Origin of the sequence: Bacillus sp. NH11B (genome assembly GCF_001884205.1) — a bacterium.
Lineage (GTDB): Bacteria > Bacillota > Bacilli > Bacillales > Bacillaceae_G > Bacillus_A > Bacillus_A proteolyticus.
Genome location: NZ_MAOG01000151.1, coordinates 1 through 26,855 on the forward strand (window position 1 = coordinate 1; position 26,855 = coordinate 26,855).

The 26,855-nt window shown below is 33.0% G+C and carries 23 protein-coding genes and 4 pseudogenes; 16 read left to right on the forward strand and 11 right to left on the reverse strand.

The annotated features are described in order from the left end of the window. Positions 1-69: 69 nt before the first annotated feature. Positions 70-315: pseudogene (locus tag BAU27_RS30225) on the forward strand (HNH endonuclease); the annotation flags it as partial. On the opposite strand, the gene BAU27_RS33470 reads toward BAU27_RS30225, so the two are convergent. Together BAU27_RS33470 and BAU27_RS30235 are read right to left on the reverse strand one after the other, a co-directional pair. Further along, a complete protein-coding gene (locus tag BAU27_RS33470) occupies positions 312-572 on the reverse strand; it encodes a TetR/AcrR family transcriptional regulator (protein WP_071773002.1) in 261 nt (86 codons plus the stop codon). The pseudogene BAU27_RS30225 and the gene BAU27_RS33470 sit on opposite strands and share 4 nt — an antisense overlap. A gap of 30 nt (positions 573-602) precedes the next feature. Further along, entirely contained in the window at positions 603-1,310 is a 708-nt protein-coding gene (locus BAU27_RS30235) for an IS6 family transposase (RefSeq protein ID WP_071773003.1), read from the reverse strand. 239 nt (positions 1,311-1,549) lie between these two features. On the opposite strand from BAU27_RS30235, the gene BAU27_RS30240 reads away from it, so the two are divergent. The 6 genes and pseudogenes from BAU27_RS30240 (at position 1,550) to BAU27_RS30270 (ending at position 8,462) form a co-directional block, all read left to right on the forward strand. After that, positions 1,550-3,190 carry a family 14 glycosylhydrolase gene (locus tag BAU27_RS30240; protein ID WP_071744253.1) on the forward strand — a complete coding sequence of 547 codons (1,641 nt, stop codon included), beginning with the start codon at positions 1,550-1,552 and terminating at the stop codon, positions 3,188-3,190. 159 nt (positions 3,191-3,349) lie between these two features. Beyond that, positions 3,350-3,572: pseudogene (locus BAU27_RS30245) on the forward strand (YxeA family protein); the annotation flags it as partial. A gap of 378 nt (positions 3,573-3,950) precedes the next feature. Continuing rightward, positions 3,951-4,718, forward strand: coding sequence for an ABC transporter ATP-binding protein (locus BAU27_RS30255; RefSeq protein WP_071744252.1), 768 nt, complete (start codon positions 3,951-3,953; stop codon positions 4,716-4,718). Next, entirely contained in the window at positions 4,708-6,690 is a 1,983-nt protein-coding gene (locus tag BAU27_RS30260) for an FtsX-like permease family protein (RefSeq protein ID WP_071773004.1), read from the forward strand. The genes BAU27_RS30255 and BAU27_RS30260 overlap by 11 nt, the downstream gene beginning before the upstream one ends. A gap of 81 nt (positions 6,691-6,771) precedes the next feature. Then, positions 6,772-7,443 carry a response regulator transcription factor gene (locus tag BAU27_RS30265; protein ID WP_071773005.1) on the forward strand — a complete coding sequence of 224 codons (672 nt, stop codon included), beginning with the start codon at positions 6,772-6,774 and terminating at the stop codon, positions 7,441-7,443. Next, entirely contained in the window at positions 7,440-8,462 is a 1,023-nt protein-coding gene (locus BAU27_RS30270) for a sensor histidine kinase (RefSeq protein ID WP_071773006.1), read from the forward strand. Before BAU27_RS30265 ends, BAU27_RS30270 begins: the two co-directional genes overlap by 4 nt. 272 nt (positions 8,463-8,734) lie before the next feature. On the opposite strand, the gene BAU27_RS30275 is transcribed toward BAU27_RS30270, so the two are convergent. The 4 genes from BAU27_RS30275 to BAU27_RS30290 all read right to left on the reverse strand — a co-directional run bounded on the left by BAU27_RS30275 (position 8,735) and on the right by BAU27_RS30290 (position 13,354). Continuing rightward, positions 8,735-10,567 (reverse strand): FtsX-like permease family protein, encoded by a 1,833-nt coding sequence (locus BAU27_RS30275; RefSeq protein ID WP_071773007.1) that lies wholly within the window; start codon positions 10,565-10,567, stop codon positions 8,735-8,737. A gap of 16 nt (positions 10,568-10,583) precedes the next feature. Continuing rightward, positions 10,584-11,345 (reverse strand): ABC transporter ATP-binding protein, encoded by a 762-nt coding sequence (locus BAU27_RS30280; protein ID WP_071773008.1) that lies wholly within the window; start codon positions 11,343-11,345, stop codon positions 10,584-10,586. 249 nt (positions 11,346-11,594) lie between these two features. Beyond that, positions 11,595-12,671, reverse strand: coding sequence for a HAMP domain-containing sensor histidine kinase (locus tag BAU27_RS30285; protein WP_071773009.1), 1,077 nt, complete (start codon positions 12,669-12,671; stop codon positions 11,595-11,597). Then, on the reverse strand, positions 12,668-13,354 hold the full coding sequence (locus BAU27_RS30290; RefSeq protein ID WP_071773010.1) for a response regulator transcription factor: 687 nt from the start codon (positions 13,352-13,354) through the stop codon (positions 12,668-12,670). Before BAU27_RS30290 ends, BAU27_RS30285 begins: the two co-directional genes overlap by 4 nt. Positions 13,355-14,424: 1,070 nt before the next feature. Between BAU27_RS30290 and BAU27_RS30300 the strand changes: the two genes are divergently transcribed. Next, positions 14,425-15,015 carry a hypothetical protein gene (locus BAU27_RS30300; protein ID WP_071773011.1) on the forward strand — a complete coding sequence of 197 codons (591 nt, stop codon included), beginning with the start codon at positions 14,425-14,427 and terminating at the stop codon, positions 15,013-15,015. 74 nt (positions 15,016-15,089) lie between these two features. Further along, positions 15,090-15,593, forward strand: a complete 504-nt coding sequence (locus BAU27_RS30305) for a DUF4303 domain-containing protein (RefSeq protein ID WP_071773012.1) — start codon at positions 15,090-15,092, stop codon at positions 15,591-15,593. Positions 15,594-16,383: 790 nt separating this feature from the next. On the opposite strand, the gene BAU27_RS30310 is transcribed toward BAU27_RS30305, so the two are convergent. The 3 genes from BAU27_RS30310 to BAU27_RS30320 are packed head-to-tail and all read right to left on the reverse strand — an operon-like array spanning position 16,384 to position 18,410. Further along, on the reverse strand, positions 16,384-16,758 hold the full coding sequence (locus tag BAU27_RS30310) for a hypothetical protein (protein WP_071773013.1): 375 nt from the start codon (positions 16,756-16,758) through the stop codon (positions 16,384-16,386). A 48-nt stretch (positions 16,759-16,806) separates the two neighbouring features. Beyond that, on the reverse strand, positions 16,807-17,148 hold the full coding sequence (locus BAU27_RS30315; RefSeq protein WP_071773014.1) for a YolD-like family protein: 342 nt from the start codon (positions 17,146-17,148) through the stop codon (positions 16,807-16,809). Further along, positions 17,145-18,410 (reverse strand): Y-family DNA polymerase, encoded by a 1,266-nt coding sequence (locus BAU27_RS30320; protein WP_071773015.1) that lies wholly within the window; start codon positions 18,408-18,410, stop codon positions 17,145-17,147. The genes BAU27_RS30315 and BAU27_RS30320 overlap by 4 nt, the downstream gene beginning before the upstream one ends. A gap of 278 nt (positions 18,411-18,688) precedes the next feature. Between BAU27_RS30320 and BAU27_RS30325 the strand changes: the two genes are divergently transcribed. From BAU27_RS30325 to BAU27_RS30340, 4 genes are all read left to right on the forward strand, one after another. Then, on the forward strand, positions 18,689-19,336 hold the full coding sequence (locus BAU27_RS30325; protein WP_071773016.1) for a DUF3967 domain-containing protein: 648 nt from the start codon (positions 18,689-18,691) through the stop codon (positions 19,334-19,336). Positions 19,337-19,979: 643 nt separating this feature from the next. Further along, entirely contained in the window at positions 19,980-20,378 is a 399-nt protein-coding gene (tnpA, locus tag BAU27_RS30330) for an IS200/IS605 family transposase (protein ID WP_071773017.1), read from the forward strand. Positions 20,379-20,383: 5 nt separating this feature from the next. Next, complete coding sequence (locus tag BAU27_RS30335) at positions 20,384-20,662, forward strand: hypothetical protein (protein ID WP_240522905.1); 279 nt, start codon at positions 20,384-20,386, stop codon at positions 20,660-20,662. Then, positions 20,647-21,723, forward strand: coding sequence for an RNA-guided endonuclease TnpB family protein (locus BAU27_RS30340; RefSeq protein ID WP_071773018.1), 1,077 nt, complete (start codon positions 20,647-20,649; stop codon positions 21,721-21,723). Before BAU27_RS30335 ends, BAU27_RS30340 begins: the two co-directional genes overlap by 16 nt. 603 nt (positions 21,724-22,326) lie before the next feature. Here BAU27_RS30340 and BAU27_RS30345 read toward each other — a convergent pair. After that, the gene (locus BAU27_RS30345; protein ID WP_071773019.1) at positions 22,327-23,223 is read right to left on the reverse strand and encodes an Rpn family recombination-promoting nuclease/putative transposase; all 897 of its coding nucleotides are present in this window, start codon (positions 23,221-23,223) and stop codon (positions 22,327-22,329) included. Between the two features lie 304 nt (positions 23,224-23,527). Between BAU27_RS30345 and BAU27_RS30350 the strand changes: the two are divergent. From BAU27_RS30350 to BAU27_RS30365, 3 genes and pseudogenes are all read left to right on the forward strand, one after another. Continuing rightward, positions 23,528-24,352 (forward strand): annotated as a pseudogene (locus BAU27_RS30350) (amino acid permease); the annotation flags it as partial. Positions 24,353-24,698: 346 nt separating this feature from the next. Further along, positions 24,699-25,280: pseudogene (locus tag BAU27_RS30360) on the forward strand (APC family permease); the annotation flags it as partial. A gap of 554 nt (positions 25,281-25,834) precedes the next feature. Next, complete coding sequence (locus BAU27_RS30365; RefSeq protein WP_217653939.1) at positions 25,835-26,506, forward strand: hypothetical protein; 672 nt, start codon at positions 25,835-25,837, stop codon at positions 26,504-26,506. A gap of 132 nt (positions 26,507-26,638) precedes the next feature. Here the strand turns inward: BAU27_RS30365 and BAU27_RS33290 are convergent, their stop codons facing one another. After that, positions 26,639-26,770 carry a hypothetical protein gene (locus BAU27_RS33290; protein WP_257208393.1) on the reverse strand — a complete coding sequence of 44 codons (132 nt, stop codon included), beginning with the start codon at positions 26,768-26,770 and terminating at the stop codon, positions 26,639-26,641. Positions 26,771-26,855 lie beyond the last annotated feature (85 nt).

Here is a 26,855-nt window from a genome sequence, read left to right on the forward strand (position 1 = left end):
GAAGCCAATTCATCTCCCACCTACTCACTTCGCGTTCCTTGAGGAAGGAGTCTTCTTGGCTAAAATGATAAATTCAGACATGGATTGTGTGAGAGATGTACAGTGAGAGCAGGTAAGATTTTTCACCATAAGCATTACATAACGCCTGAGAATATTAATGATCCAGAGATTACGTTAAGCTTCAGCAACTTAGAGCTACTGTGTCAGGATTGTCACAACCGTGAGCATCATGAGAAGAATAGTCCTGTAGCAGAAGGTGTGATGTTTGATGAGAATGGGGATTTAATTAGGAGTGATAGAGATGGAACTAACTAAACTAGGGAAGGCGATTGCCATCGGTACCATTCAGGATCTTTTTCTGCCCTTGATCTTATCTCCTGTAAAGTCTCCAATGGAGATAAATATTTTTTATCTTTCCCTTTCCCTTCATACTTGTTAGGATATCGCTCTTGAACCTGGTTCTGAACGGAAAATAACAGTTCTTCTTTGTTTTTAAAATAATAGTGAATAAGTCCAGGTGTTATGGCAGCTTCTTTTGCGGTTCTGGTGCAAAAATCATTTGATAGGGACATAGAAACCTACATAGACTGTTCAATGGCAGATTATGATGCAATTCCAAACAATTTATGTATGAACCTAACTTCATTTTGGGCAGACTTCACCTGTGAGTGAAGTTTCCCTTTTTTCATCATATGCATGGCTTCAACACCACTCAATATAGAGGTTGCTGTTTTAAATGACTTGAATCCCAGCATAGAACGCACGCGTTTCTTAATAAAACGATGATCCTGTTCCACTATATTATTGAGATATCTAACTTGCCTTAGTTGTATACCTTCAGGCATATGTTTCTCTTCTTTCAACTCTTGAATCGCTACAGGATAGGCAGGATTCTTATCTACTGTTATCACGCGAGGTTTAGAAACGTACGAAAAAGCCAAGGCTTTCTTGAAAAAGCGCTTGGCTGCTTGTTTATCTCTTGATTGATTTAGATAAAAATCAATTGTATACCCTTCTGAATCGACTGCACGATATAAATACATCCATTGCCCTTTTACTTTGATATATGTTTCATCGACTCTCCAAGAGTCATTTGTTGACTTAAGATGATGTCGCACTTTCTCTTCTAATTGAGGTCCATATTGATGAACCCAGCGCATAATCGTTTTGTGAGCAATTGATAATCCTCTTTCCTCCATCATTTCCACCAGGTTACGAAAGCTCAAATTGTTCCGTAGGTACCACCTTACTGTTAATAAGATTAGTTCAGGATGATAATGCTTCCATTTGAACAAATTCTCCTTTTCCATACTGATTACACACCTTTTGTAGAGTAGTAATATCAGTATGTCCAAGTTTAAGAGATTTTTTGCACCAGAACCGAATAATCTGTAGTCGAATTTTAAAATAAACAATTTAATTAATCTAGCTTGTTTATTTTAGCTTAATATTATGCAATATTTCCATGCAAACGATTGCATTTTTCGTATATAATGAAAACGGATACATAAGTGTTTTATAAATTTTAAAAAGGAAAAGGAGAAAAGGGATGAAAAAACAGTTTCAATATTATGGTATTGTCATTTTATCTGTCTTGATGTTATTTGTATCTCTATTAATTCCACAAGCAAGTTTTGCAGCTGTAAATGGAAAAGGAATGAATCCGGATTACAAAGCTTACTTAATGGCACCATTAAAAAAGATTCCGGAAGTAACAAATTGGGAGACATTTGAAAATGATTTAAGGTGGGCAAAACAAAATGGTTTTTATGCTATTACTGTTGATTTTTGGTGGGGAGATATGGAAAAGAACGGGGATCAGCAATTTGATTTTTCATACGCACAGCGTTTTGCTCAATCAGTAAGAAATGCAGGTATGAAAATGATACCTATTATTTCTACACATCAGTGTGGTGGAAATGTTGGCGATGATTGTAATACACCAATTCCTTCATGGGTTTGGAATCAAAAAAATGATGATAGTCTTTACTTTAAATCTGAAACCGGAACCGTTAATAAAGAAACATTGAATCCACTTGCTTCAGATGTAATTCAAAAGGAATATGGTGAACTATATACGGCATTCGCAGTAGCTATGAAACCGTATAAAGATGTAATCGCAAAGATATACTTATCTGGGGGACCAGCTGGAGAGCTGAGATATCCTTCCTACACATCTGCTGATGGAAGCGGTTATCCATCACGTGGAAAGTTTCAAGCCTATACAGAATTTGCAAAATCAAAATTCCGTTCCTGGGTATTAAATAAATATGATTCCTTAAATGAAGTGAACAAAGAGTGGAGTACAAAACTTACTTCTGTTTCAGAAATTTTACCACCAAGCGATGAGGAACTGTTTCTAAAGAATGGATATAACTCTTCATATGGAAAAGATTATTTAGAATGGTATCAAGGTGTTTTAGAAAGTCATACAAAATTAATTGGTGAATTGGCACACGATGCTTTTGATTCAAGTCTTCAAGTACCAATCGGTGCAAAGATTGCAGGAGTACATTGGCAATATAATAATCCGGTTATACCTCACGGGGCAGAAAAGCCAGCAGGGTATAATAATTATAGCCATTTACTTGATGCTTTCAAAAGCGCAAAGTTAGATGTAACATTTACTTGTCTAGAAATGATAGATAAAGGTAGTTATCCCGAATATTCAATGCCTAGAACATTAGTACAAGAAATTGCAACATTAGCTAATCAAAAGGGAATTGTATTAAATGGTGAAAATGCTTTAAGTTTAGGCAATGAGGCAGAGTATAACAGAGTTGCAGAAATGGCTTTTAATTATAATTTTGCTGGATTTACGTTACTTCGGTATCAAGATGTAATGTATAACAATTCATTAATGGAGAAATTTAAGGATTTATTAGGTGTGACTCCTGTTATGCAAACGATTGTAGTAAAAAATGCTCCTACAACAATAGGAGATACTGTTTATATTACTGGCAATCGTGCGGAATTAGGAAGTTGGGACACGAAACAGTATCCAATTCAACTATATTATGATTCTCATAGTAATGATTGGAGAGGAAATGTTGTGTTGCCAGCTGAAAGAAATATAGAATTTAAAGCATTTATTAAAAGTAAAGATGGAACGGTCAAATCATGGCAAACAATACCACAAAGTTGGAATCCAGTCCCACTGAAGACTACCTCTCATATAAGTTGGTGGTAATTATATTATGCAAACAAAAAAGATCCTTTAATAAGTGATAAAATTATGAAGGAATATGAAGAAGTAAATTAGGGCTTTTCCTATAAAGCGTACCACCAACAGTTTAACGAAACTCTAGCAAACCATCCGAATTTAAAATCTGTACGTATTTTGATTGGTAACGGAGAAACATCAAAACGTTTTAATTATAATTTAACTGGATTTGATAAAGACGGTAAAGAAAAAAGAATTAGAATTCAATACTCAAAAAAACCTTCGTCAAGAAGCATTCCTACGCGTCTACTACTCTGATAAAAAAGTTGAAGAAGATGTATCAGGTTGGGAAGAAGTGAAGCAGGACGAGATTCCTGCGAAAGTGAAAGAAAAACTAGCTGCGAAATAATAAAAATAAATAGGGTTTGGCCTTAACGGTCAAATCCTTTTCTGTTTTCAAAATCTTTTTCTGAAATGACTATGAATCCATGTCTTTTAAATAGAGCTGTTGTTACGCCGTAACCAGTTTGTTTATTTCCACTAATTACATAAGTCTTATTGTTTTTTGCACCAGAACAGATACCCCTACATTTATCTGCCTCTTTGGTAAGGCATCGAATAACCCTTACATATACCACTGCTTTTTCTGATAACTTACATGTAGAGGTAGCATTCAATATAACAAAAATGTAATGTTAATGAAATGTAATTCCACCGATACTAGTAATGAAATTATATAAAATGAAGGAAGTTAAAGAATTTTTATAATGAAAAAGGAGAAGTATTAATGCGAAATATATTAAGTGTAGAAAAAATCGAAAAATATTATGGTAATAAAGATAACGTAACAAAGGCTATAGATAATATTAGTTTTAAGGTAGATGAGGGAGAATTTGTTGGGATAATGGGGCCCTCAGGAAGTGGCAAAACTACATTACTTAACTGTATATCAACGATTGATAATGTTACGACAGGGAAAATAATAATCAATAATAGTGACATTACTCGGTTGAAATCAAAGTCACTAGATAAGTTTAGAAAAAATGAATTAGGGTTTGTGTTTCAGGACTTTAATTTATTAGATACCCTTACTGCTTATGAAAATATTGCCCTAGCGTTAACAATAAAAGGTGAGGAAAGTTCAAAAATTGATGACAAAATACAAGCAGTTGCAAAATATTTAGACATTGAACAAGTATTAAGCAAATACCCTTATCAAATATCAGGTGGACAAAAACAAAGGGTTGCTTCGGCAAGAGCTATCGTAACAGAACCATCTTTAGTACTAGCAGATGAACCAACAGGATCGCTAGATTCTAAATCGGCTAGATTATTACTCGAAAGATTTGAAAGTCTAAATAAGGATTTAAAAGCTACCATACTTATGGTTACTCATGATGCGTTTACAGCAAGCTATGCTCGTAGAATTCTTTTTATTAATGATGGCAAAATATTTATCGAGTTGGTAAGAGGAAATGATTCCAGAAAAGAGTTCTTTACTAAAATTATCGAAGTTATAACCCTTCTTGGAGGTGACGATAATAATGTACTCTAAGCTTGCTATTGGGAATGTAAAGAAAAGTCTTAAAGATTATGCAATATATTTCTTAACACTAACACTGGCTGTTTGTATATTTTATAGCTTTAACTCCATAGAATCACAAAAGGCACTTATGGAAATTAGCGCTTCAGATAAAAAGTATGTGCCTACAGTAATGAACGCTATCTCAAATGTGTCAGTATTTGTATCCGTAATATTAGGTAGTTTAATATTGTATGCAAATAATTTCTTAATTAAAAAACGTAAAAAAGAATTAGGAATATACATGACTTTAGGTATGGGAAGAAGAAACATATCCAGAATATTAGTAACAGAGACATTTCTAGTTGGCGTTATATCTTTAGTGAGTGGACTTATAATAGGTATTGGAGTATCGCAGGGATTATCTACATTTGCATTAAAGTTATTTGAATTGCCCATCAATAAATATAAATTTGCAATTTCAACAGGTGCTATAGGTAAAAGCGTATTCTACTTTGGAATCATGTTTTTGCTTGTTATGTTATTTAATGTATATGTTGTTTCAAAATATAAAATAATTGATATGTTAACAGCAGGTAGAAAAAACGAAGATGTAAAATTTAGAAATCCTCTTATCTATGTAATCACATTTATTATGTGTGTAGCGTCACTTGGATATGCATATGTGACTGTATTAAAAATCGGATTGAATTTTATGAATCCTATGTTTATGGTATCAATCATTCTTGGCATAATAGGTACATTGCTGTTTTTCTTTAGTTTATCTGGATTTATATTATATGTTGTAAAGAAGAATAAAAAAGTCTATTTTAAAGGGTTAAATATATTTATCATCAAACAAATAAATAGTAAGGTTAATACAAATTTTATATCCATGTCTGTAATCTGTTTAATGTTATGCCTTACACTGGTGGCTTTATCTACAGGAATCAGCTTTAACAGAATGATGGACGCAGCAATGAAAGAAGTAACACCATTTGATGCCAGTATTACGTTGGAGAATAAGGATGAAAGTTACACGATAGAAGACGTATTAAATAAAGCTAATTTTAAAATAAGTAATAACGAAAAATATGTATCTTATAATGTATATCAAACAGGGATGGAAGTGGTGGACTTTGTACCAGAACTTAAAGATTATAATCACAGTATAGATTTTATTAAAGTATCTGATTATAATAAAATTTTAAATCTTAAAGGTGAAAAGGAAATCACTTTAAATAACAATGAAATTTTATTTTTATCAAATGAAAGCCGGTTTATTAATTCGACAAATGAAAGATTAAAAAATAGCAATAAGGTGAATATTAAAGAAAAAGAATATCTAATAAAAAACGCTAAAGTTATACAAGGGAATCTTTACACTTTTGATGTGCATACTAATTACTTCACAATCGTTATAAATGATGAGTTTTTATCAGGCTACAAAATTACTGCATCCGTACTTAATGTAAATTATTTAGATGGAAATAGAGAAGAATATAATAAAAAATATGATAACGTTGCACGGGGCTTTTATGACGAAAATGGCCCGAAATTAAATATTAATCGTATAGCAGGCAAATCAAAGGATGAAGTTTGTGCAGAAAGTAAGGGATCGAAAACTATCATACTGTTTATTGGGATATATATAGGTATTGTATTTTTAATAACGAGTATGGCTGTATTAGCTCTTCAACAATTATCAGAAGCCAGTGATAGTATAGATCGATATAAATCTTTGAAGAGAATTGGTTCAAATGGAACAATGATCGACAAAACGATTTTTATTCAAACTTTCGTATACTTTAGTCTTCCAGTTATTCTTGCCATAATTCATTCTGTAGTTGGAATTTATTTAGTCAATATTTTTATTAATGCATTTCAACAAACAGACATTATTTTACCAGCATTGATGACTGGCTTAGTACTTCTTGTAGTTTATGTAGTATATTTCTACACGACATATGTCGGGTATAAAAATATTGTAAAAAGTAATACTTGATTTTATAATGCTCATTAGGGCTATTACACTTTGTTTCTCAAGATGTAATAGCCTTATATTCTGTATAGGGAGGGAAAAGGCATGAAAAAAATCATTCTGATTGAAGATGATGAAATCATCAGAGAAGAATTACAACATTTTTTTATAAAGTATGGATATGAAGTAAAGGCTCCCACAGATTTTAATCATATTATCGAATATATAGAAAGTGAGAATGCAGACCTTATATTACTAGACATAAATCTTCCTGTGTTCGATGGCTATTATATATGTAGAGAAATACGTAAAACTTCAGATGTTCCAATCTTCATGGTTACAAGCAGAGATAGTGATGTAGATGAACTAATAAGTATGAATTTAGGAGCAGATGATTTTATAACAAAGCCTTATAATACAGAAATACTATTAGCAAGAGTAACAAACATTTTAAGAAGAACAACTGGAGATTTCAAGACGAATCATATCTTAATTTATAGAGATTTTAATTTAAATCTTTCAAATGCAACAGTTACTTATCAAGACAAGTCTGTAGAGTTAACTAAAAATGAAGTTAAAATACTCTCATGTTTAATAAATAATCGCGGAAATATTGTAAAAAGAGATTCACTCATCGAAACTTTATGGAAATCTGATTATTTTGTGGATGATAGCACCTTAACTGTTAATATAAATAGATTAAGAAAAAAGCTTGAAGATATAGGTATAGAAAATCCAATTGCAACAAGAAGAAGCTTAGGGTATATAATGCCATGAATATAGGTGAATTTATTAGAGATAAAATGGTAGTAATACTATTTAATGTACTGGTATTTATTATACTAGCAGGTATATTGCTAACTGCGCATGTTCCGTTCATTATCATATTCTTTGTCTTTTGTATTTGGTTTTTTCCATTGATTTCATATATGGTTATAGAATTTATAAAATGTAAAAATTATTATAATGAGATTAATGGCATATTAGAAAACTTGGAGAAAAAATACTTACTTCCAGAGGTTGTAAAGGAAGCAAACTTTATACATGGGGAAAAGCTTAACGCTATACTGAAAGAAGTAAGTAGAGATATGCATGAAAATGTAAAGTATTATAGAGATACGCAGTTGGATTACAGAGAATATATAGAGACATGGGTGCATGAAATTAAGACACCAATAGCTTCTACAAAGCTTATAATAGAAAATAATCAAAATGAAGTAACGAATAAAATTGACTCTCAAATAGATCGGATTGAGGGGTTTGTAGAACAGGTTCTGTATTATTCTCGAAGTAGTAACGTTTATGAAGACTATATTATCAAGCCAATTAACCTAGATAATATAGTAAGGAATGTAATTAAAAAAAACTATAGGGATTTTATTCATAAGAGAATAAAATTAGATATACAGAATATTGATGAGATTGTATATAGTGATGGGAAATGGGTTGAATTTATTATTAATCAAATAATAGGAAATTCTATTAAGTACTCAAATAACAAAGAACAAATGATACGTATATACTCAATTAAGAAAACTAACTCAGTAATACTAACTATAGAAGATAATGGAGTAGGGATAGTAACTAAAGATATAAATAGAGTATTTGAGAAAGGGTTTACTGGAGAGAATGGCAGGAGATTTAGCAAAAGTACAGGAATGGGCTTGTATCTCTGCGAAAAACTGTGTTCAAAATTAGGATTGAAAATTGGCATTGAATCTGAAGTGAATAAAGGAACTAGCGTTACATTAATATTTCCTTTATCAGGTATGGTAACTTTTGAGTCTTATTTATAAAAGAAATGCTGCCAACCTCCCACTAATTTCATATGAAACTTATAAACAAATGTAAAACGGTATGAAGAGAGTAAAAATTCTCTTCATACCGTTTGTATTATTTAGCCATTGAACATATTGGTATATGTAATTAAAGACTATGCTCTTTATCCATTTCAAACAATATAAAAAAACACCCGCGATTGTTCGAGGGTGTTACTTCGCCTGTTTAAACTCCTACAGTAAAACAGGGTCCGATTATGTTGATACTTTTTATAAATAACATCATTACATTAATTTTCTTTCGGAAGCACAATTCTTTTATACAATTGAACTGTAATGAAGTAATAAATCGAGTAAATCACTACGAAAATAACAATTGGTAACCAAATACGAAAATATGGATCAATCAAAATGGCTCCGAACATGTTCATACCAACTAATACATGAACAATTCCAACAATTGCTGGGACTAAGAACACGAAGAATAACTCCTTATAAATCGATTGTGTTAATAACTCTCGGCGAACACCGATTTTACGAAGCATTTGATAACGCGTACAATCTTTGGATGCACCAGACAAAACTTTAAACATAAGGCAACTTGCCATCATTGCTAAGTACGCAATTCCGACGAAGAAGCCCATGAACATCAATCCACTGAACATGCCATGATAAGAATCATACATTCGATATTTACTCTTTAGTTCTTCAGGTTTCATACTTGTATATTTAGCTAACTGTAATTCGTCAAGTTGTTTCCATTCCTTTAAGTATGATTTAAAATTATCTGTTTTCCCAATAAACACAGTACTTTCTCGACCCTCTATACTATGGTACATGTTTTTGTCTACAATTTTTATTTCATGATCAGGATACATATAATATGGCTGGATTATTTCGAAAGCTTCACTCCATTGTTGCGGTGACTTCTTCACGTTTGCACCAATTGGCAACTCTTCTGAAACTCTCTTTGTTTTCCCAAACTCTGCTCTCTCATTACTATTTTTCAATACTAAAGGACGATTTTTCTCTAAATCCTCTTTTAAATAGTAAATAGACTGACCATCTATTTTGTAATGATATTCAAGCTTCTCTGTAAATAAGATAGTATTCAAAATTTTCTTTTCTTCAGTTGTTGGATTATGAACGACTGAATCGTAAATTTCACTACCATTAACCATTTTTATTACGTTGTTTTTAAATGCCATACCACCAGAAATCCCACCAGCTCCAAGGGCCACTAACATTGCTACCGTGGCAAGCACATTTGCTAGGCTATTCATACGAAAATTTAATTGTGCAAAAGTAAAAGCATTGAGGCCTTTCTCACAACGTTTTTTATTACTCTTTAACTTGTTAATCATGACTGGGAGAAGTGATCCAAATAAAAGGTAAGTACCAAAGGTTGCTGTGGTCAATCCAAGGGCCATTAATCCAAGAGCAGCCATTCCCGCTTGTGGAATATAGATCAGTGATGCATAACCAATACCTAACAAAATTAAACCAAGGAATGCAACTACAACTGTCATTTTTCCTTTTACCGCGACACGTTCTGTTTGTGCATCTGCATGTACAAGTTGTAATACGGAAAAACGTACTAATTTAATACTACTCATAATTGCTGATAGTACAAATAGTGCAAAGAAGAAGATGCACGTAACAGTTATAGATGGAATATAAAATGCTTGATAACCCTCACCAGGAAATTCCAATTGCTTCATTAGTAACTGTCCGATACCTTCTGCAAGTCCTACTCCAACTGTAATTCCAATCGCAAGAGACGCTGCGCCTAATACGATTGTTTCAATAAACATAAGTAGTGTAACTTTATGCTTTTTTGCTCCTAACATCATATACATACCAAACTCTTTTTGGCGAAGAGATACTAAGAAAGAGTTTGCATATAAAATGTAGAAAAATGTTATAATCGCTAACAGAAAGGAACCAATGTGGAATATAGATACAATATCCCGAATAGAAGAGCTAGATTCAAGAAACGTTTTATTTAATGATAGCGTTTGAAACATATAAAAAGTAGAAATAGATACGATAAGACCAACAAGTAAAACAATGTAATCTTGCAACTTACTTTTTAGGCCTGACATAGAAAGCTTAAATAACATGATTGAACTTCCTTCCTTACGCTTTTTGTGTGCCTAAGTTTGCAAGCACGTCTAAAATTTCTTTATAGAATTCTTCACGGGTACCACCGCGATGAATTTCTTTATATAACTCACCATCTTGAATGAATAAAATACGCTGACAGTAACTTGCGCTGTAAGGATCATGCGTAACCATCATAATGGATACACCTTGCTCTTTATTTAAGCTTGTCATGGCATCAAGTAAACTCGTTGCATTTTTAGAATCTAGAGATCCAGTTGGCTCGTCCCCTAAAATAATTGCAGGTTCATGAACTAACGCACGTGCTGCTGCGGAACGCTGCTTTTGTCCACCAGATACTTCAGAAGGATATTTTTGAAGTATAGATGTAATGCCTAACATATCAGCTACTTTTTCTACTTTCTTTCCAATATTACGAGAAGAAACACCTTGAAGTGAAAGTGGGAGTGCGATATTTTCATAGATAGATAAATTCTCTAATAAATTAAAGTCTTGGAAAATGAATCCTAATTTCTGTGAACGAAAATCAGAAAGCTCACCTTGTTTCATTTTCGTTATATCCGTACCTGCTATTTGAACAATGCCGCCCGTTGCTGTGTCTAACGTTGAAATTACATTTAATAATGTTGTTTTACCAGAACCAGAAGGCCCCATAATACCAACAAATTCTCCCTCTTGAATTGAGAATGATACACCTTTTAACGCGTGTGATTGATTCTCACCTTTTTTACCGTACAATTTTTGAATATTTTTTACATCTACAACTGGTTTTATCATATATATCCTCCTACGTTTTTTTATTTCATTACAATAAGCTACTATGTTTGTTTACTACTAACAAAATAGTCATGTTGCATCTACCCTTAAGCTACAATGAAATCTTTCCTTTTATCTTCTTCACTCACCTCATCACTTTGAATACATCCATGATAAACTATGAAAATTAGGAAACACCCCGTAAAATCCTTAAAATTTCTTAAGTTTTTATAAAAAAAGCTTATGGAACCTGTAATTCCATAAGCCATTCTATTTAATTGGATGTTCAACAATAAAGGACATCCAGCCGTCTTTATATTCTGCATGTATATTACCATTATGAAGTTCAACGATCCTTTTGGAGATAGCAAGTCCCAGTCCATTTCCTTGATCATTTTTTCTTGCCTTATCACCCCTGAAAAATCTTTCAAACAATTTATTAGGATCGCTAACAGGCGGCTTCTCGACTTTATTTGATACTTTCAAAATCGCTTTGTTATCTATTAATTCAAGACATACGGATAATTCGGAAGGTTTCATGCTGTACTTTATCGCATTCATAAACAGATTTTCATATACACGTACCATTTTTTCTACATCCATGAAAATAGGTATTGTTTCTTCCGTTATTGATTTTTGAACGTTTAAACTTTCTTTTTCAAATATAGGAATGTATTCTCCAACTATTTGCTCCAACAAACCTGATAGATCAACTTCATTAAAGTTTAACTTAGCATCTATGCCTGATAAACGAGTATATTCAAACAGCTCATCAATTAAATATTTCAGTCTCTGTGACTTTGAATAAGTGGTTTCAAGGTATTCCTGTAATTGTGTGTTACTGTTGTATTGCCCTCTTTTTAATAAATCTATATAGCCAATAATAGATGTTAACGGTGTGCGTAAGTCATGAGATACATTGGTGATAAGTTCATTTTTTGTACGTTCTAATCGTCTTTCTTGTTCAAATGTATTTTCCAATTCCTTGGACATATGGTTGATATTTTGAGCAAGTTGGGTCAATTCGTCCTTCCCCTTAATCCCAATGGTCAAACCCAGTTTTCCATTTGCAATATCATTCACATTATCCGAAATGAGCTTCAAATATACTATTTTCTTTCGAACCAATATTAAAAAAATTATTATAAAGTTAAAGATTGCGAACGCGAATAAGAACAACAATGCCAAATTGGCTTCAAACATACCAAATTCTTCGTGTTCTTTAAATAATGGTTCTATGACGAATAGAAAAATGAGGATTGTAAAACTAAATGAAATAAAAAAACTAGCTGCTACAGCACCAAGAAGTTTTATAATGATCTTACTTCTAAAACTAACTCTCTTCATATTTTATATCCAATTCCCCAAACAGTTTTAATATAAATGGGATGTTTAGAATCCTCTTCAATTTTGTCTCTTATTTTTGTAATATGCACCATGACGGTATTATCTGATTTATAAAAAACCTCTTTCCAAACGGCTTCATATATTTTTGCAACGCTCAGGACAACCCCTTTGTTACGGACAAGTAGTTCGAGAATATCAAACTCTTTTGGAGTTAGCCTTGTTTCTTTTCCCCTTACCCATACTTGACGAGTATCTGTATTCACGGTTAAGTCACCAATTTCTAGAATGCTTTTATTATGTTCTATTGACGTATTGTATTTTTTAAACCTTCTTAATTGGGATTTTACCCTAGCGATTAATTCCAATGGGTTAAACGGCTTTGATAAATAATCATCAGCACCAGAGGCCAGTCCCTGAATTTTGTCTATATCCTCAGATTTTGCAGATAGCATAATGATAGGCATATTGCGATCTTCCCTAATCTTCATACAAGCTTCAATACCATCCATATTCGGCATCATAATATCTAAAATAATAAGATCAAATTCCTTTACTTCTAACAATTGTAAAGCTTCCAAAGCATCTTCTGCTTTTTGAGTTTTTAGGCCTTCATTTTCCAGGTATACAGAGATAAGATTTCTAATCTCTTTATCATCATCAACAATAAGAATGTTTGACTCCATTTTATTCCTCCACATGTTTTCTCATATTGAACATTTAAAGACAATTGCAGGTGAGACATGTCTATCGTCTCTTTATTGTAAATCTAACAGCGAAAAACAAGAAACAACATACTGAATATAGTGATACTGTTCACCTTAATAAAATGTTCATTATATAGGGCCAAACTATATACAATTCATTAGACTCCATCTACTTTTAATTAACTTTCCTTTGAATACACCTGTGCTTGGCCCATTTTTGACAATGTTTATTTTCTTCAATTTAGTTCCTTCAATTCATTTGTCTCCAAGAAATCTAGAACTTGGAAGGGCTGGAACGACTAATTTTTTGTTCACTGTATACAGAAATTAGAAAGCGAATCGTATTCATAATTAATCACACCTCATCTTTGCATTCATAATCATACTCTAGAGTCCAAACATTAAGAAATAGGGGCAAAAGTTCTTAAGAATTCTTAAGGTTTTTACAGCAGGCTGTCATCAGTATAAATGTTCGTTCTTAAATATTGACTATTACTTTCTCGATGTAATGATAGTTATTAAAAACAACTTTAATATAGTAAAGTATTTAATATAACTTTCAATAATCCAAGAGTAAGGTCATACGTCATTAAATAGGTATTATACTATAAGAATCTAGAGTGATTTATAAAAAAATAATAGGGCATGCATTAGAAATTATCGGTAAAGAAATTCGTGAAGTAAAAGATTTTAAAATAGCTCAAAAAGGGACTGGTGCAAATTTTCTTAATAGGGGTCACCATACATGCGCATCAACTTAAGGATACATGCAAGATTTTATGCAAAAAATCGGGGGACATAGGGAACTATGGGGAAGCCGGAAGACGCACCAGGATAGGAATGTATAAAAAGATGCATAGAATCATAGAAAAAGGTGAATCCCTTGTGAGAGTAAGGGGATGCCTTTGTCCTTGCTACCAATAATGATGCGTTATGTTAACCGAGTATGTATAGGATATACATCAAAAAATGTACGATTTATTCTAATTCTTTCGCGATAGAATGTAATGAATCCATATTTTCACAAAATATAAGAGGGGAGAAAACTTTTGTATAAAAAACTTAGAAAACATCTTATATTAGGTTTCCTAACCCTTATCATTAGTGGATGTTCAATTTCAAAAGGATACGACACACAGCAAGAAGCATTAAAACAAGGATTAAAACCAACAAGTAATACAGAAATAGATAAATATCATGCTTTAGGACGTATTATAAAGATAGATGAAAAAATAGCTTTTTTCGTTACACCTGATAATTATATTTCAATAGCAGATTTAGAAATGAAAAACGGAAAATGGACTGTTAGTGGGACAGCCGGAGGAGAAAATGTAAGTGAGTTAGAAGTACAAGATTCTGGTATATCACCTACGCTTGTAGTTTCAAATGGAAAAGTTATTTTTGGTTATTTTAAAAATCCATCCATTAGCAAAATATCTTATGAATCTGCTTCGGAACATATAATAAATTTAGATAAATACTTACCTAGTGAATCAAAGTATAAAGGATGGAGTTTATGGTACATAATCCTTCCTAATAAATTAGACGATGGCCCAGAATCATTAGATTTTATTAAGACTGCTTTAAAGTTTAAAGATATAAACGGAACTATTATAAAATATGGCTCAGTTAACGTTTAATGTTGATTTTCATGTTAAGATTGAAGTATGTAACAACATGTCGTTACAAAAAGAACGGAGGAGATACGGTGAAAATGCATCTTCAAGAAAGTTTACATGTTCAGTTGAAAAATGCAATTCGTTGTCACTATAATGAACTTACATCTAGGTGTGGCAATGATACAATATATGGATACTCCCTAATGACGGACGACTGTTTCAGTAGCATTGGACCAGTAGCTAATAAAGAAAGACTGATTAAGGTGAATAAATCAGACCCTTTATACAACTATTATAGATATGGGGCTGTTGAGTGGAGTGAGTGGGACGATTTCGGAATGTTTGATGAAGTGAATAAAACTATTAAAAGATACCATGAAACCGTCGAAGAAGACTTTGATTCGCTAATAGATACATTGCTGAATGAATTATTAAAAGTGTTAATGGAACTTGAGTCAGAAGGATTGTTTGGTGACAGAAACGATAACCGATTTATTGACATTTGTGTAACTGATTCATCAAACGAAATCATGCTTAAATCAGCTAGACTGCTTAATACATTAAAGGTATATGAAGAATACGCTTCAGAATTTGAATAAGAATGAATATAAGTAAAACTGCTCTTTATAAGAAGCGGTTTTTTTTGAAAGTCAACAATTAATATTAACAGAGCCTAAAATATAAAAACTGATCATCTAAAAACAACTTCTGATAACGAAAATTATGTAAATACGAAACCCCTTCAGCAAGTAAACTGAAGGGGTTTTTTCTAGATACATTGAATACCGATAAGTGGGGTTATGTAAATTTTTAATATGGTTTTTAATCCTCGGACAGGATTAAAATTGTTAAATAAAAATTACTTATACAAACTAATCCCTTATCTATTATAGATAAGGGATTAGTTTAATTTTGTTGTATGGTATAAACAAAATTGAGTGTCATAATATATGGTAACATGAATATTTATGTTTTTTTAAATTTTATTTATTCTAAATAAACAAAAAAACTAGTATGATACTAGTTTTTTTGTTTGTAGATCCATATTTAAGTAGTAGGGTACTACATATAAATCCATACAATATTAGAAGTAAAAGGATACCAACCTTTGTACAGATTAATTATAGCATAAATTTTCAGAAAAAATATATTTATTAGTTGGTTATTTATTCCTTGTTTTATCGTGTTTTGAATGTATACTTCCGTCATTGGTTTTGGGGAAAATGAGTAAGTTGTAATGAAGTTAATAAAACCAAAGGTTTGAATGTAAACTAAAATTCAAAAGTTTACTTTCGAATTTTGAGATAAATTTATATTAAGATGTACGAAAATTAATTTGAACAAACTTTATTCTAAAACAACAAAAGGAGCAAAAAATATTACTCCTTTTCATTTGAATTCCACATGGAATTTAGTATCAATTATTCCAAAAGCAACTTTACATGGAAACGGGCTTTTTCCTGCTGAAGCAGAACACATACATGAAAGTACCCAATATTCAAGTTCTAAAGGTAAGCGATATATTTGAATACTACCATCGCTGTTTTTTACTGTTAAAATCGGTGTATTTACCCTATTTGTAGCGAAACCGTCCGTTGTTATCATTCCTACTGCATCATTAATATGAAAACCAGCGCTTAAAATTTCATAAAGCTTTCCATCTTCCTCATTGATAATCATAGGTATACTTAAATAGGGATAGTTATTTATATCATTATGAATAAAAGTTCTTGCTGTATTCTTTCTTATCGGATTCTCTTGCATTTTATACACTCCTTTATAACTATTCAAACCTAATCACTTAAATCGATTCTATTTTACGTCTATTATATTAGAAAATCGCAGTGTCATCTTATTATAAAAAGCATCGGTACATATGACAGCACTATTTTGCTGGTCAATACCAACAACAGTCATATAGTTAGAGAGTAAATAACCATCTTCATAATATGTAATTAGTATTTCTTCTTCAGATAATAAGGAACAAAGCAACATGTTCTCAATCAGTTCTTTTTCTTCAGTGGTTAAGATCGGCCGAGTTACTTTGTTTTTCTCCTTAATGATTTCACGAATACCAGCAAACTGTTCAGGCATTGCTGCGAATGGAGTCCATTTGACCATTCCTCTTCCTTTTGGCATATTGACGTTATTCATGCTTTGTGTCCCCCTAATAGTGTGTTTCTGTGTCTAGCTGTAGCGCTATGCGTGTAGGAAATCCCTCGTAAAATACTGTTCTTCCCAAATTTTGTGCGTATTTCATCCATTACTTTTGTTAACTTCATTTCTTGTTCTCGTTTCGTGAGATTATCAAAAAGAGAAATTTGTTCTTCTCCTTCTTGAAGTAGGTTTGTTAAGGATATGTTTATGCTGCGAATGGGTTCGCCAGTATATTGTTGATGTAAAAAGTATGTACAGATATGATAAATATCCATCGTTAGATTTGTTGGGCGGTTTAAAGTATGTGTTTTTCTAATGCCACCTGTATAACTCTTGCTATAACCGACAGAAAAATGGATGGTTTGAGCAAGTTTGTTTTGTCTTCTAAGCCGATAACAAACTTCTTCAATATGTTCCAGTAGAATAATCGGAAATTCTTCTATTGTGTAGTCACGCATTAGAATTTGGCTTTTTCCAATAGAAGTTGTGGCAGGAACATATTTTTCTGAAATGCGACTAAAGTCAATTCCGTGGCTATGTAAGTGTAATTCTTCTCCAATCTTGCCGAAGCTCTGTTTTAAGTATTTAAGGGGATAATTGGCTAAATCTCCAATAGAGTGTATTCCCTTTCGTTTTAACTTTTCTTCTGTTTTATATGATATGCCCCAAAATTTATTAAGTGGTCGTATGCTCCATAGTTTTGCAGGTACATCCTCGTACTTCCAAAAAGCAATCCCGTCTTTGTTCTTCTTAGCTTCAATGTCTAAAGCAACCTTACTCATTAATGGGTTAGGAGCAATCCCGATTGTACATTCAATTCGTGTATGGTCATATATTTCATGTTTAAACCGCATGGCGAATTCGTGTGGATCTTGAGCGAATAAATGGATACTATCTGTAATGTCCATGAAAAATTCGTCAATGCTGTATTGGTGAAAATCCTCACTAGGAACGTATTGTAAAGCTAATTTTGTTATATAGTTGGAACATTTTATATAGGTGCTCATAATTGGATTTACCACAAGAATGTCTTTTCTACGAGGAATCTCGTATAGCCTTGCCATCTTCTTTACACCCAATGCTTTTAATGGTGGAGTTGCAGCTAGAACGATTGAACCATTTCTATTCACATCACCTACTACGGCTAATTTTGTATGCATTGGGTCTAATCCCATTTTGATGCAACTTACTGAGGCGTAAAAGCTTCGTAAATCAACACATAAGATGATTCTATTCGGTAGGATTGAATAGTCATACACTGTGATTCCTCCCCTCTATTAAAGAACGTCTGTTCTTATTATACACGAACTTATGTTCTTTTATGAAGGGGATTTGAAATATAATGTAAAAATGAAATAAAGAATGTTGCAACTATTATATGTTCCCTTTATTAGCAGCCGATTTTTAGCTATAGCGCTATGAGGATATGTTTATTTCCGACAAAACCTTGCAAAGACTGTGCGAGCTTCGTCGATGGATTTTAAGAGGTATTAGCCCTTGGATATGGAATTTTCCTTATAGGAGGTGGCATAGCGCTATGTCAGAAACTGAGATAGTATATACCAGCAATGAAGTCTATAGTCGTTTGGGGGTAAGTGGCAGCACACTTAGAAAGTATTCGGATGTCCTTGAACGTGAAGGGTATGATGTAAGAAAGAATAGTCGGGGGAGAAGGGAATATACAGAGTTTGATGTTGTACTTATTGAACAGTTAGTAGAGTTGAGTAAGCAAGATGGCATGACTTTAGAAAAAGCTGCGAAAATGATTGCAAAGCAGTTTGGAATCCATAATAAGAAAGAGGAATCCCAGGGGGCAGATCCAGTTCCTTATCAAATGCAGTATCAATTCCAGCAACAATATAGCGCTATGATAGATGAGATTAATAAGGTGCAGCAAGCTAACCTTTTAGAAATGGAAAAGAGACTAGGTGATCGTATAGAGCAAAAGAACAAATTAATCGAAGAAGATATTAAAGAAAGAAATAAATTAATAAAGGAAGACATGAAAGATCGGAAGGAACGTGAAGAAAAGATAGAAAAGAGGTTAGAGCTAAGGGATGATAATCTTATGAAGATGGTCAGGGAGATTCAAGATGCAAAACGTACTATTGTATCAGCCCAGGAAGAAATAGCGGCAGCTAGGTTGAAAAAGAAGTCTTGGTGGAAGTTTTGGGGTGATTTATAATTTTATATTTTTATAAAATTATAATGGGATTCAGCCGAGATTTTTCCGTAGAATAAGGAACCCATAAAGGATTCCTTTTACATTATGCCGTTCTATAATCGTTGTTTTTAAGCTTCTTTCTAGTATCCCTAAATGCCAGGATTATTATTATCATACATATTAATTTAAGCCAGCAAAACTCCTGGTGGAACATTAGTCCTGAGAAGAATTCATAAGCATATAAGGAACCAATGACAAGGAACAGCCAGAGCATAAATTTCAAATCTTTTAAATGAAACTTATAATTATGAATCTTTTTCTACATATGTATACACTCCTAGTCTGTTGAAGTTCTATAATTCTTATTGATGATATCTCGCATGTTTGCGATAAAGAATAGAAGGAATATGATGCCTATGATGCCGCTAACCCAATAATATGTACCTCCAGTTGTGAATTTATCATAGAAGGAGTAGGCGTTCGAGATTACAGATTTTTCGAACGGGAAAGCCCACTACGGTGCGATAGCACCCCGCTTTAGGGGTGGGATGATAGTGCCACTGAAAACCGTCAGGTTCGTGGTACTTTAAGTATACAAAAGTGTTTTCTCATTTTTGTATACTTTCCTGTTGCAGTTTGTTATATAAACTGATACATTTGATATATGAATGAATATAGAAGAACAAATACAACCGTATCCTTAGTTAACTATCATTTTGTGTTTTGTCCTCGATATAGGAGGAAAATATTCCTTCGTACAGATGTAGAAGAGCGCTTTAAAGAGTTGGTACAAGAAATATGCGACGAATTAGAAATTGTCATTGTCGCTTTAGAGTGTGACAAAGACCATACACATATGTTTTTAAACACACTGCCAACATTTAGTCCTGCTGATCTTATGGCAAAAATCAAAGGAGTGACTTCAAAAAAATTGAGAGAGGAATTTCCTCACCTTAAACATTTGCCGAGTTTATGGACACGTAGCTATTTTGTATCTACCGCAGGAAATGTATCGAGTGCGACTATTAAACGATATGTGGAACAACAAAAGACAAGGGGCTGAGAAAGGTGCAAATTAAATGTAGTAATTGCGGATTTGAACAATTTATGAAAGACCATAAATTTAACAGAGAATATAAAGATGATTACAATAAAGCCTTGTTTGTTCTGTGTGAGAGAAATACTTGTGATACTTCCCAAATTAAAATTCCGAATGGTTATATCAGAGAAATGATGTGGCTTGGTTCGTGGTCAATTGTGAGAGATATAACTTTAGACGAATACAAAAGTCTTAAAAGAGCCAGATTTCTTAAGGATTTAGGTGAAGAAAAATGTACCAAACTGTAACAGTAAAAATCAAGCTACTTCCTACAAAAGAACAGGCTTCCATCTTAAATGCTATGGGAAAAGAATATATCTCTACAATCAACGCACTTGTATCTGAAATGGTTGCCGAAAAGAAAACAACTAAAAAGACTACAAAAGATGTTCCTGTAAACCTTCCAAGTGCAGTGAAAAATCAAACTATCAAAGATGCTAAGAGTGTGTTTCAAAAAGTAAAGAAGGCAAAATATAAAATAATACCAGTATTAAAGAAACCCATTTGTGTGTGGAACAATCAAAACTATTCGTTTGATTTCACCTATATCCGTCTACCTTTAATGATAGATGGAAAAACAAAGAAAGTGTCTGTTCGTGCCTTATCGATTGATAAACACAACCGTAATTTTGATGTGTTAAAACACAAATTAGGCACGCTTCGCATCACGAAAAAATCAAACAAATGGATTGCCCAAATTTCTGTCACCATTCCTACCACTGAAAAAATAGGAACAAAAATTATGGGTGTAGACTTAGGATTGAAAGTTCCTGCTGTGGCAGTGACGGATGATGAAAAAACTCGATTCTTTGGTAATGGCAGACAAAACAAATATGTCAGACGTATGTTTAAATCAAAACGTAAGAAATTGGGTGAATCGAAGAAATTGAATGCGATTCGTAATTTTGATGATAAAGAACAGCGATATATGAAAGACCAAGACCATAAAATAAGTCGTGCAATTATAAATTTTGCTACAGAAAATAAGATTTCTGTCATTCGCTTAGAACAATTGGCGAACATTAGACAGACGACAAGAACAAGTCGTAAAAACGAAAAGAATTTGCATACTTGGTCATTTTATCGTCTATCTCAATTCATTGAATACAAAGCGAATTTAGAAGGTATTAAAGTTGAGTTTGTAAATCCTGCATACACAAGTCAAACATGTCCAAACTGTTCTAAAAAGAACAAGGCACAAGACAGAAAATACAAGTGTAAGTGCGGATTTGAAAAACATCGTGATTTAGTCGGTGCTATGAATATTCGATATGCACCTGTGATTGATGGTAATAGTCAATCAGCCTAAGATGCTATATGCACTGTCTTAGGAGGGGCAATGAGATGCCCTCATCTTGAAGGCTGTTCAAAACAGAAATGGACTGCGAACGTTTAGTCATTCAAGAATCCCACCCGTCACACCGTTAGGAGTAGGGCTTGCGGCTTTAGCCGTGGGGGTCTCAAAAGAATTGCTGAGCATATAGTAGAAATTACTAATGAACCGAAACTTCTCATGATGGTCACCTCAATTCTAAAAGTTATGACTTTAAATATAATTATATATATATATAAAGATCCACAAAGGAATTACGGTATAGTGTCGAAAAAATAAGAATTATGAGATTTTTTGTTGATTTATGTCGTTTTTAATGCTATACTCATAACAACAAAGAAAGAGAAAACAAAAACCCTTATCTAGTAAGAAATCAGAATTTTTAGTTTTCTCGGATCATTTTACTTCTTGTGCCGTAGAAGTTTGTGCATTTTTTTCCACTCTTTCTTTGTTTTACCCTATAAAAGAAAACAACCTGTTTTTATACAGGTTGTTTTCTTTTGTGAAAATTTAATTTGTTGTTTTTATAACGGTTGGGATCACTCTTTTAAAATTAAGAGGTTCTTTTTTTGATGTTGATTATTTTTGTTCTAAAATACGTTCAACCTCATCTATTCCTAATTTACTGGCTTTAGCAATCGTTTCAAGTGGTACACCAAGTTCATGCATACCTTTAATCATCTGTATTTTTCCTTGCTGAACCCCTTCTTGAATTCCTTCTTTTTTCCCCTCATTACGAGCATGAGCAAACTTTGCAGCCTCATCCATTAAGGCCTTTTCTCTTGCTTCATATGCTTGACGGAAAGAAGAATCTTGACTCATACGTTCCCACTTATTCATTGCTTTTTGTAAAATCGGATCTTGGTTCATGGCAATGTCCTCCAATGTTTGTGTGAGATACTCATCTTCATTCGCTGGTAATAATAATAACCAACGAACAAACGAATCTTCCCACGGATTAACTTTCTCTTCGCGCCATTGCTGTAGTAACTTTGGAATCTCTACAATATGAACTTCGATATCGTCACTTAATAACTTTTGTTGTTGCTGATTCCAAAGGATTCCTGTTGTATGAAACGCTTCATATTCTGGAAACATCACAAAGTTTAACAAGTTTATGGTAATTGTTTTATGAAGTGAGCTATAAGGCATTCCTTTTTGCAATTGAGAGGTGTATAACCTTCCCCAATAATATAAGCTTCGTTTGATCATATCGTGATTGTTATTCAATTGTATTTCTACATTTACCTTTGTTCCTGTATTTAATGTAGCCGAAATATCTAAAATTGATAATTTATCTTCTTCATATTCTCGATGCAAATGTGGATCTTCTAATTGTAGGGTAACAATAGGTGATTCTAAAGAATCTTTTAATATGGCATTTAAAAAGGCAACTAAAATATCTTCATTCCCATTTGTGCCAAATAACTGCTTAAATGCAAAATCGATACGTAAATTTACTAATGAATTGGACATGGTTTTCCTCTTCCTGTTTCAGACTATATCTTTAGCTTTATTGTACATAAAACTAAAGTCAATATGCAAACAATCCCCTAGGACTTATATAGGGATATAAGTCCTTCTCTTAAAGGAATACATTTGGAACAGAGAGATTAAGTGAAAAGAAATAAAGGTACACTTAAAAGGTTTAATTTTCCGAAAATAAATATTTACAAAAATATTTATTTGAATTAAAATACGAATTACAAAGATTCGACATTATACGACAAAATGATATTATTTTTCGGAATATTAAAACAACTAAAAGTGCGGTATCTATATGAATCTATTTCGAAAAAAATCTATTTCAGCATTATTAGCACAGTCAGAACAAAAAGGAGCACCTTTAAAAAAAGAACTCGGTGCATTTGATCTTACTATGCTCGGGATCGGCGCTATCATCGGAACTGGGATTTTCGTTCTTACCGGTGTTGCCGCAGTAGAACACGCAGGACCCGCACTTGTTTTGTCGTTTATTTTATCCGGTTTAGCCTGTGTATTTGCAGCCTTATGTTATTCAGAATTTGCATCAACTGTACCGGTATCCGGTAGTGCGTACACTTATAGCTATGCAACATTTGGAGAATTAATCGCTTGGATTTTAGGTTGGGATTTAATTTTAGAATATGGATTAGCTTCCTCAGCTGTTGCATCTGGTTGGTCAGGGTATTTACAAGGTCTATTAAGTGGATTTGGGATTACATTACCTACGGCTTTAACAAGCGCATATAATCCTGAAGCGGGAACATATGTAGACTTACCAGCAATCTGTATCATTTTTCTAATGACGTTGTTATTAACAAGAGGAGCAAAAAAATCAGCGCGTTTTAACGCTATCATGGTAGCTATCAAACTTTTTGTTGTCTTACTATTTATCGGCGTTGGTGCTTTCTATGTAAAGCCTGAAAACTGGACACCCTTTATGCCTTTCGGCTTCTCTGGCGTAACAACTGGGGCTGCAACTGTATTCTTTGCTTACATCGGATTTGATGCTGTATCAACAGCTGCTGAAGAAGTCAAAAATCCACAGCGTAACATGCCAATCGGCATTATTGCTTCTTTAACAATTTGTACGATTCTATATATCGTTGTTTCATTAGTTTTAACGAATTTACCGAAAGAATTCTCCTTCCTCAAGCGTGTGAAGGGCGATAGCCCAACGGTAAGTGGGAGATGAATTTCGGTTTGGCATAGCCAAAAACTTTTGATAAACTAGCTATATGAAGTTCTTTGATAACTTGATATATGAGGTTGCAGGAAGAAAATAGAGTGCGAAAACCAAGCCATTCGGTTCCTGTGTAAAATATCAACCGTACCAAAAGAGCGTCCAAGCGTTGGACATCTAGGGGTGGAACACCCCGAAGCAACGCTCAGGGAGATGAAAGGTTACTTTCGTCGTGGAACTGAGAAGCTCCCACTTCAAGCTTAGATAAGTGGCGGGTAGTTCACCTGGGATTGTACCTTATGATCAGTTAGGTGTGAAAAACCCTGTTGCATTTGCACTACAATACATTCAACAAGATTGGGTTGCGGGTTTCATTTCTTTAGGGGCGATTACTGGAATTACAACGGTATTACTTGTTATGTTATATGGACAAACACGATTATTTTACGCAATTAGCCGCGATGTCTTACTACCAAAAGCACTTTCTCGCGTAAATAAAAAAACAAAAACACCTGTTATCAATAGTTGGATTACTGCCACTAAGGTTGCTTTCTTTGCTGGTTTTGTTCCTTTAAGTAAACTAGCAGAATTAACAAATATCGGTACATTATTCGCATTCATCGTTGTATCAATTGGAGTAATTATTTTACGCAAAAAACAACCAGAATTACCGCGTGCTTTTAAAGTACCTTTGGTACCATGGATTCCTGCTTTAGCTGTTCTATTCTGTGGATACTTAGCATTACAACTCCCAGCAACAACATGGATTGGCTTTGCAATATGGCTTGTAATTGGACTTGTTGTCTACTTCAGTTACGGTTACAAAAATAGTACTCTACAAAAGGAACAAAAAGAAGACGTAGCATAATGAAAAAGCTGTTGTCCCATTAGGACAGCAGCTTTTTTCCGTTCTGGTACAAAAAATAATATCATTGTGGATACTGAAATTATGGTTCTGGTGCAAATATAGGAAGAGGAATATGGATAGTAAATTCATAACGGAATTATATTTTATGCTATAAGGGGTCACCATACATGCTCATCAACCTAACAGAGCAGGTTACCCCCAAAACGAAAAAAATGAACTTTGTTGCTATAAAATGCACAAAATTTTCGTTTTGGGGGCACTTCAAAATCTTAGCTTGATGGTGATGTGATGCTACCCCTTGAATATAAGTTTCCTATTCTTTCTTAAATAGGTGTCTTTTCATAAAAAAACCTTCACATGTAGTATGTAAGGAGATTATCTCGTGGGTTATTTACAAATTGTAGGTGGGGAATATTTGACGCTTACATTAATTTAGTTAAAAAGGATAAATGGTAGAATAGTAAAAATTCACCTCAATTTATGTTAGAGTTTAAGAGACAGATATTGTTAATAATCTATGGTGATATTGATTAAATCGAAGGAAGGTTTAGATATTGGATATGGAAGAATATAATTTAGTTAATCGAAATAATTATATTAAACCTAATTATAAAATAGATGATAAAGAAGTTTCTTTTGACATTTATGTTAGCCCTGATAAAGAAGTGTGTATTTTAGGCAGATTGGATAACAATTATATTTGTTGGGCTTCGATTACTCATCTCGATGTAAGTGAATTGAATGTTGCTATTTTTGATTATATATTGAATCGTAAACCTGTTATGATTTCAAATGGCTATAACGTATTAGGATTTCGTTATGAAGAAGTAATAAAATGGCATAAATTCCGTATTTCCAAAACATTGTATAGGGATGGTAGATATCGTTACTACTCTCAAGCCAGTCTTTCTTATTTAGGAGATGACGAAAAATCTCTTTCTAAATATATGTCAGGGGAAATAAACAATTTTTATTATTCGGAGTTAGCAAAATGTAACTATCGTTTGATAGATAACAATTACATTAAAATATTGGAATGCTATAAAAATCTTTTAACACAAGAGGAAAATTATGAATATTATTATGAAATGAAACCTCTTATTTCCATATTAGAAAGTGAAGGTTATCTAAAATTATGTCCGAATAAGGAAATCAGAAATATATATTGGGATTGTATGAAGGAATGTTCTAACTTATATAACCGATATATGTCATCAGTTCGATAATTTATAATAAAGGGGTAGCACCACATCGTCATCAACCTAATATTTTGGAATACCTCCAAAAAAATTCACCTCAGATACAACAAGAGAGCCTTACCTCTGTAGGAAAGACTCCACTAGTATAGCTGTATATATTTACATAACAATTAAGAAACTACAAACATATAACATCAAATAGAAGAAACCTAACATTCCGCCTATAGCTAATACCTGTTTAACCCAGCTCTTGAGTTTCAGATTACTATCAATCACTCGCATTCTTTCCATATATCGTTTCCTCCTATTAAGGAGAACCCTTAAAGACTCTCACCTCGCTATGATACCATTAAGGAATGACTAATAGAGGTCTAAT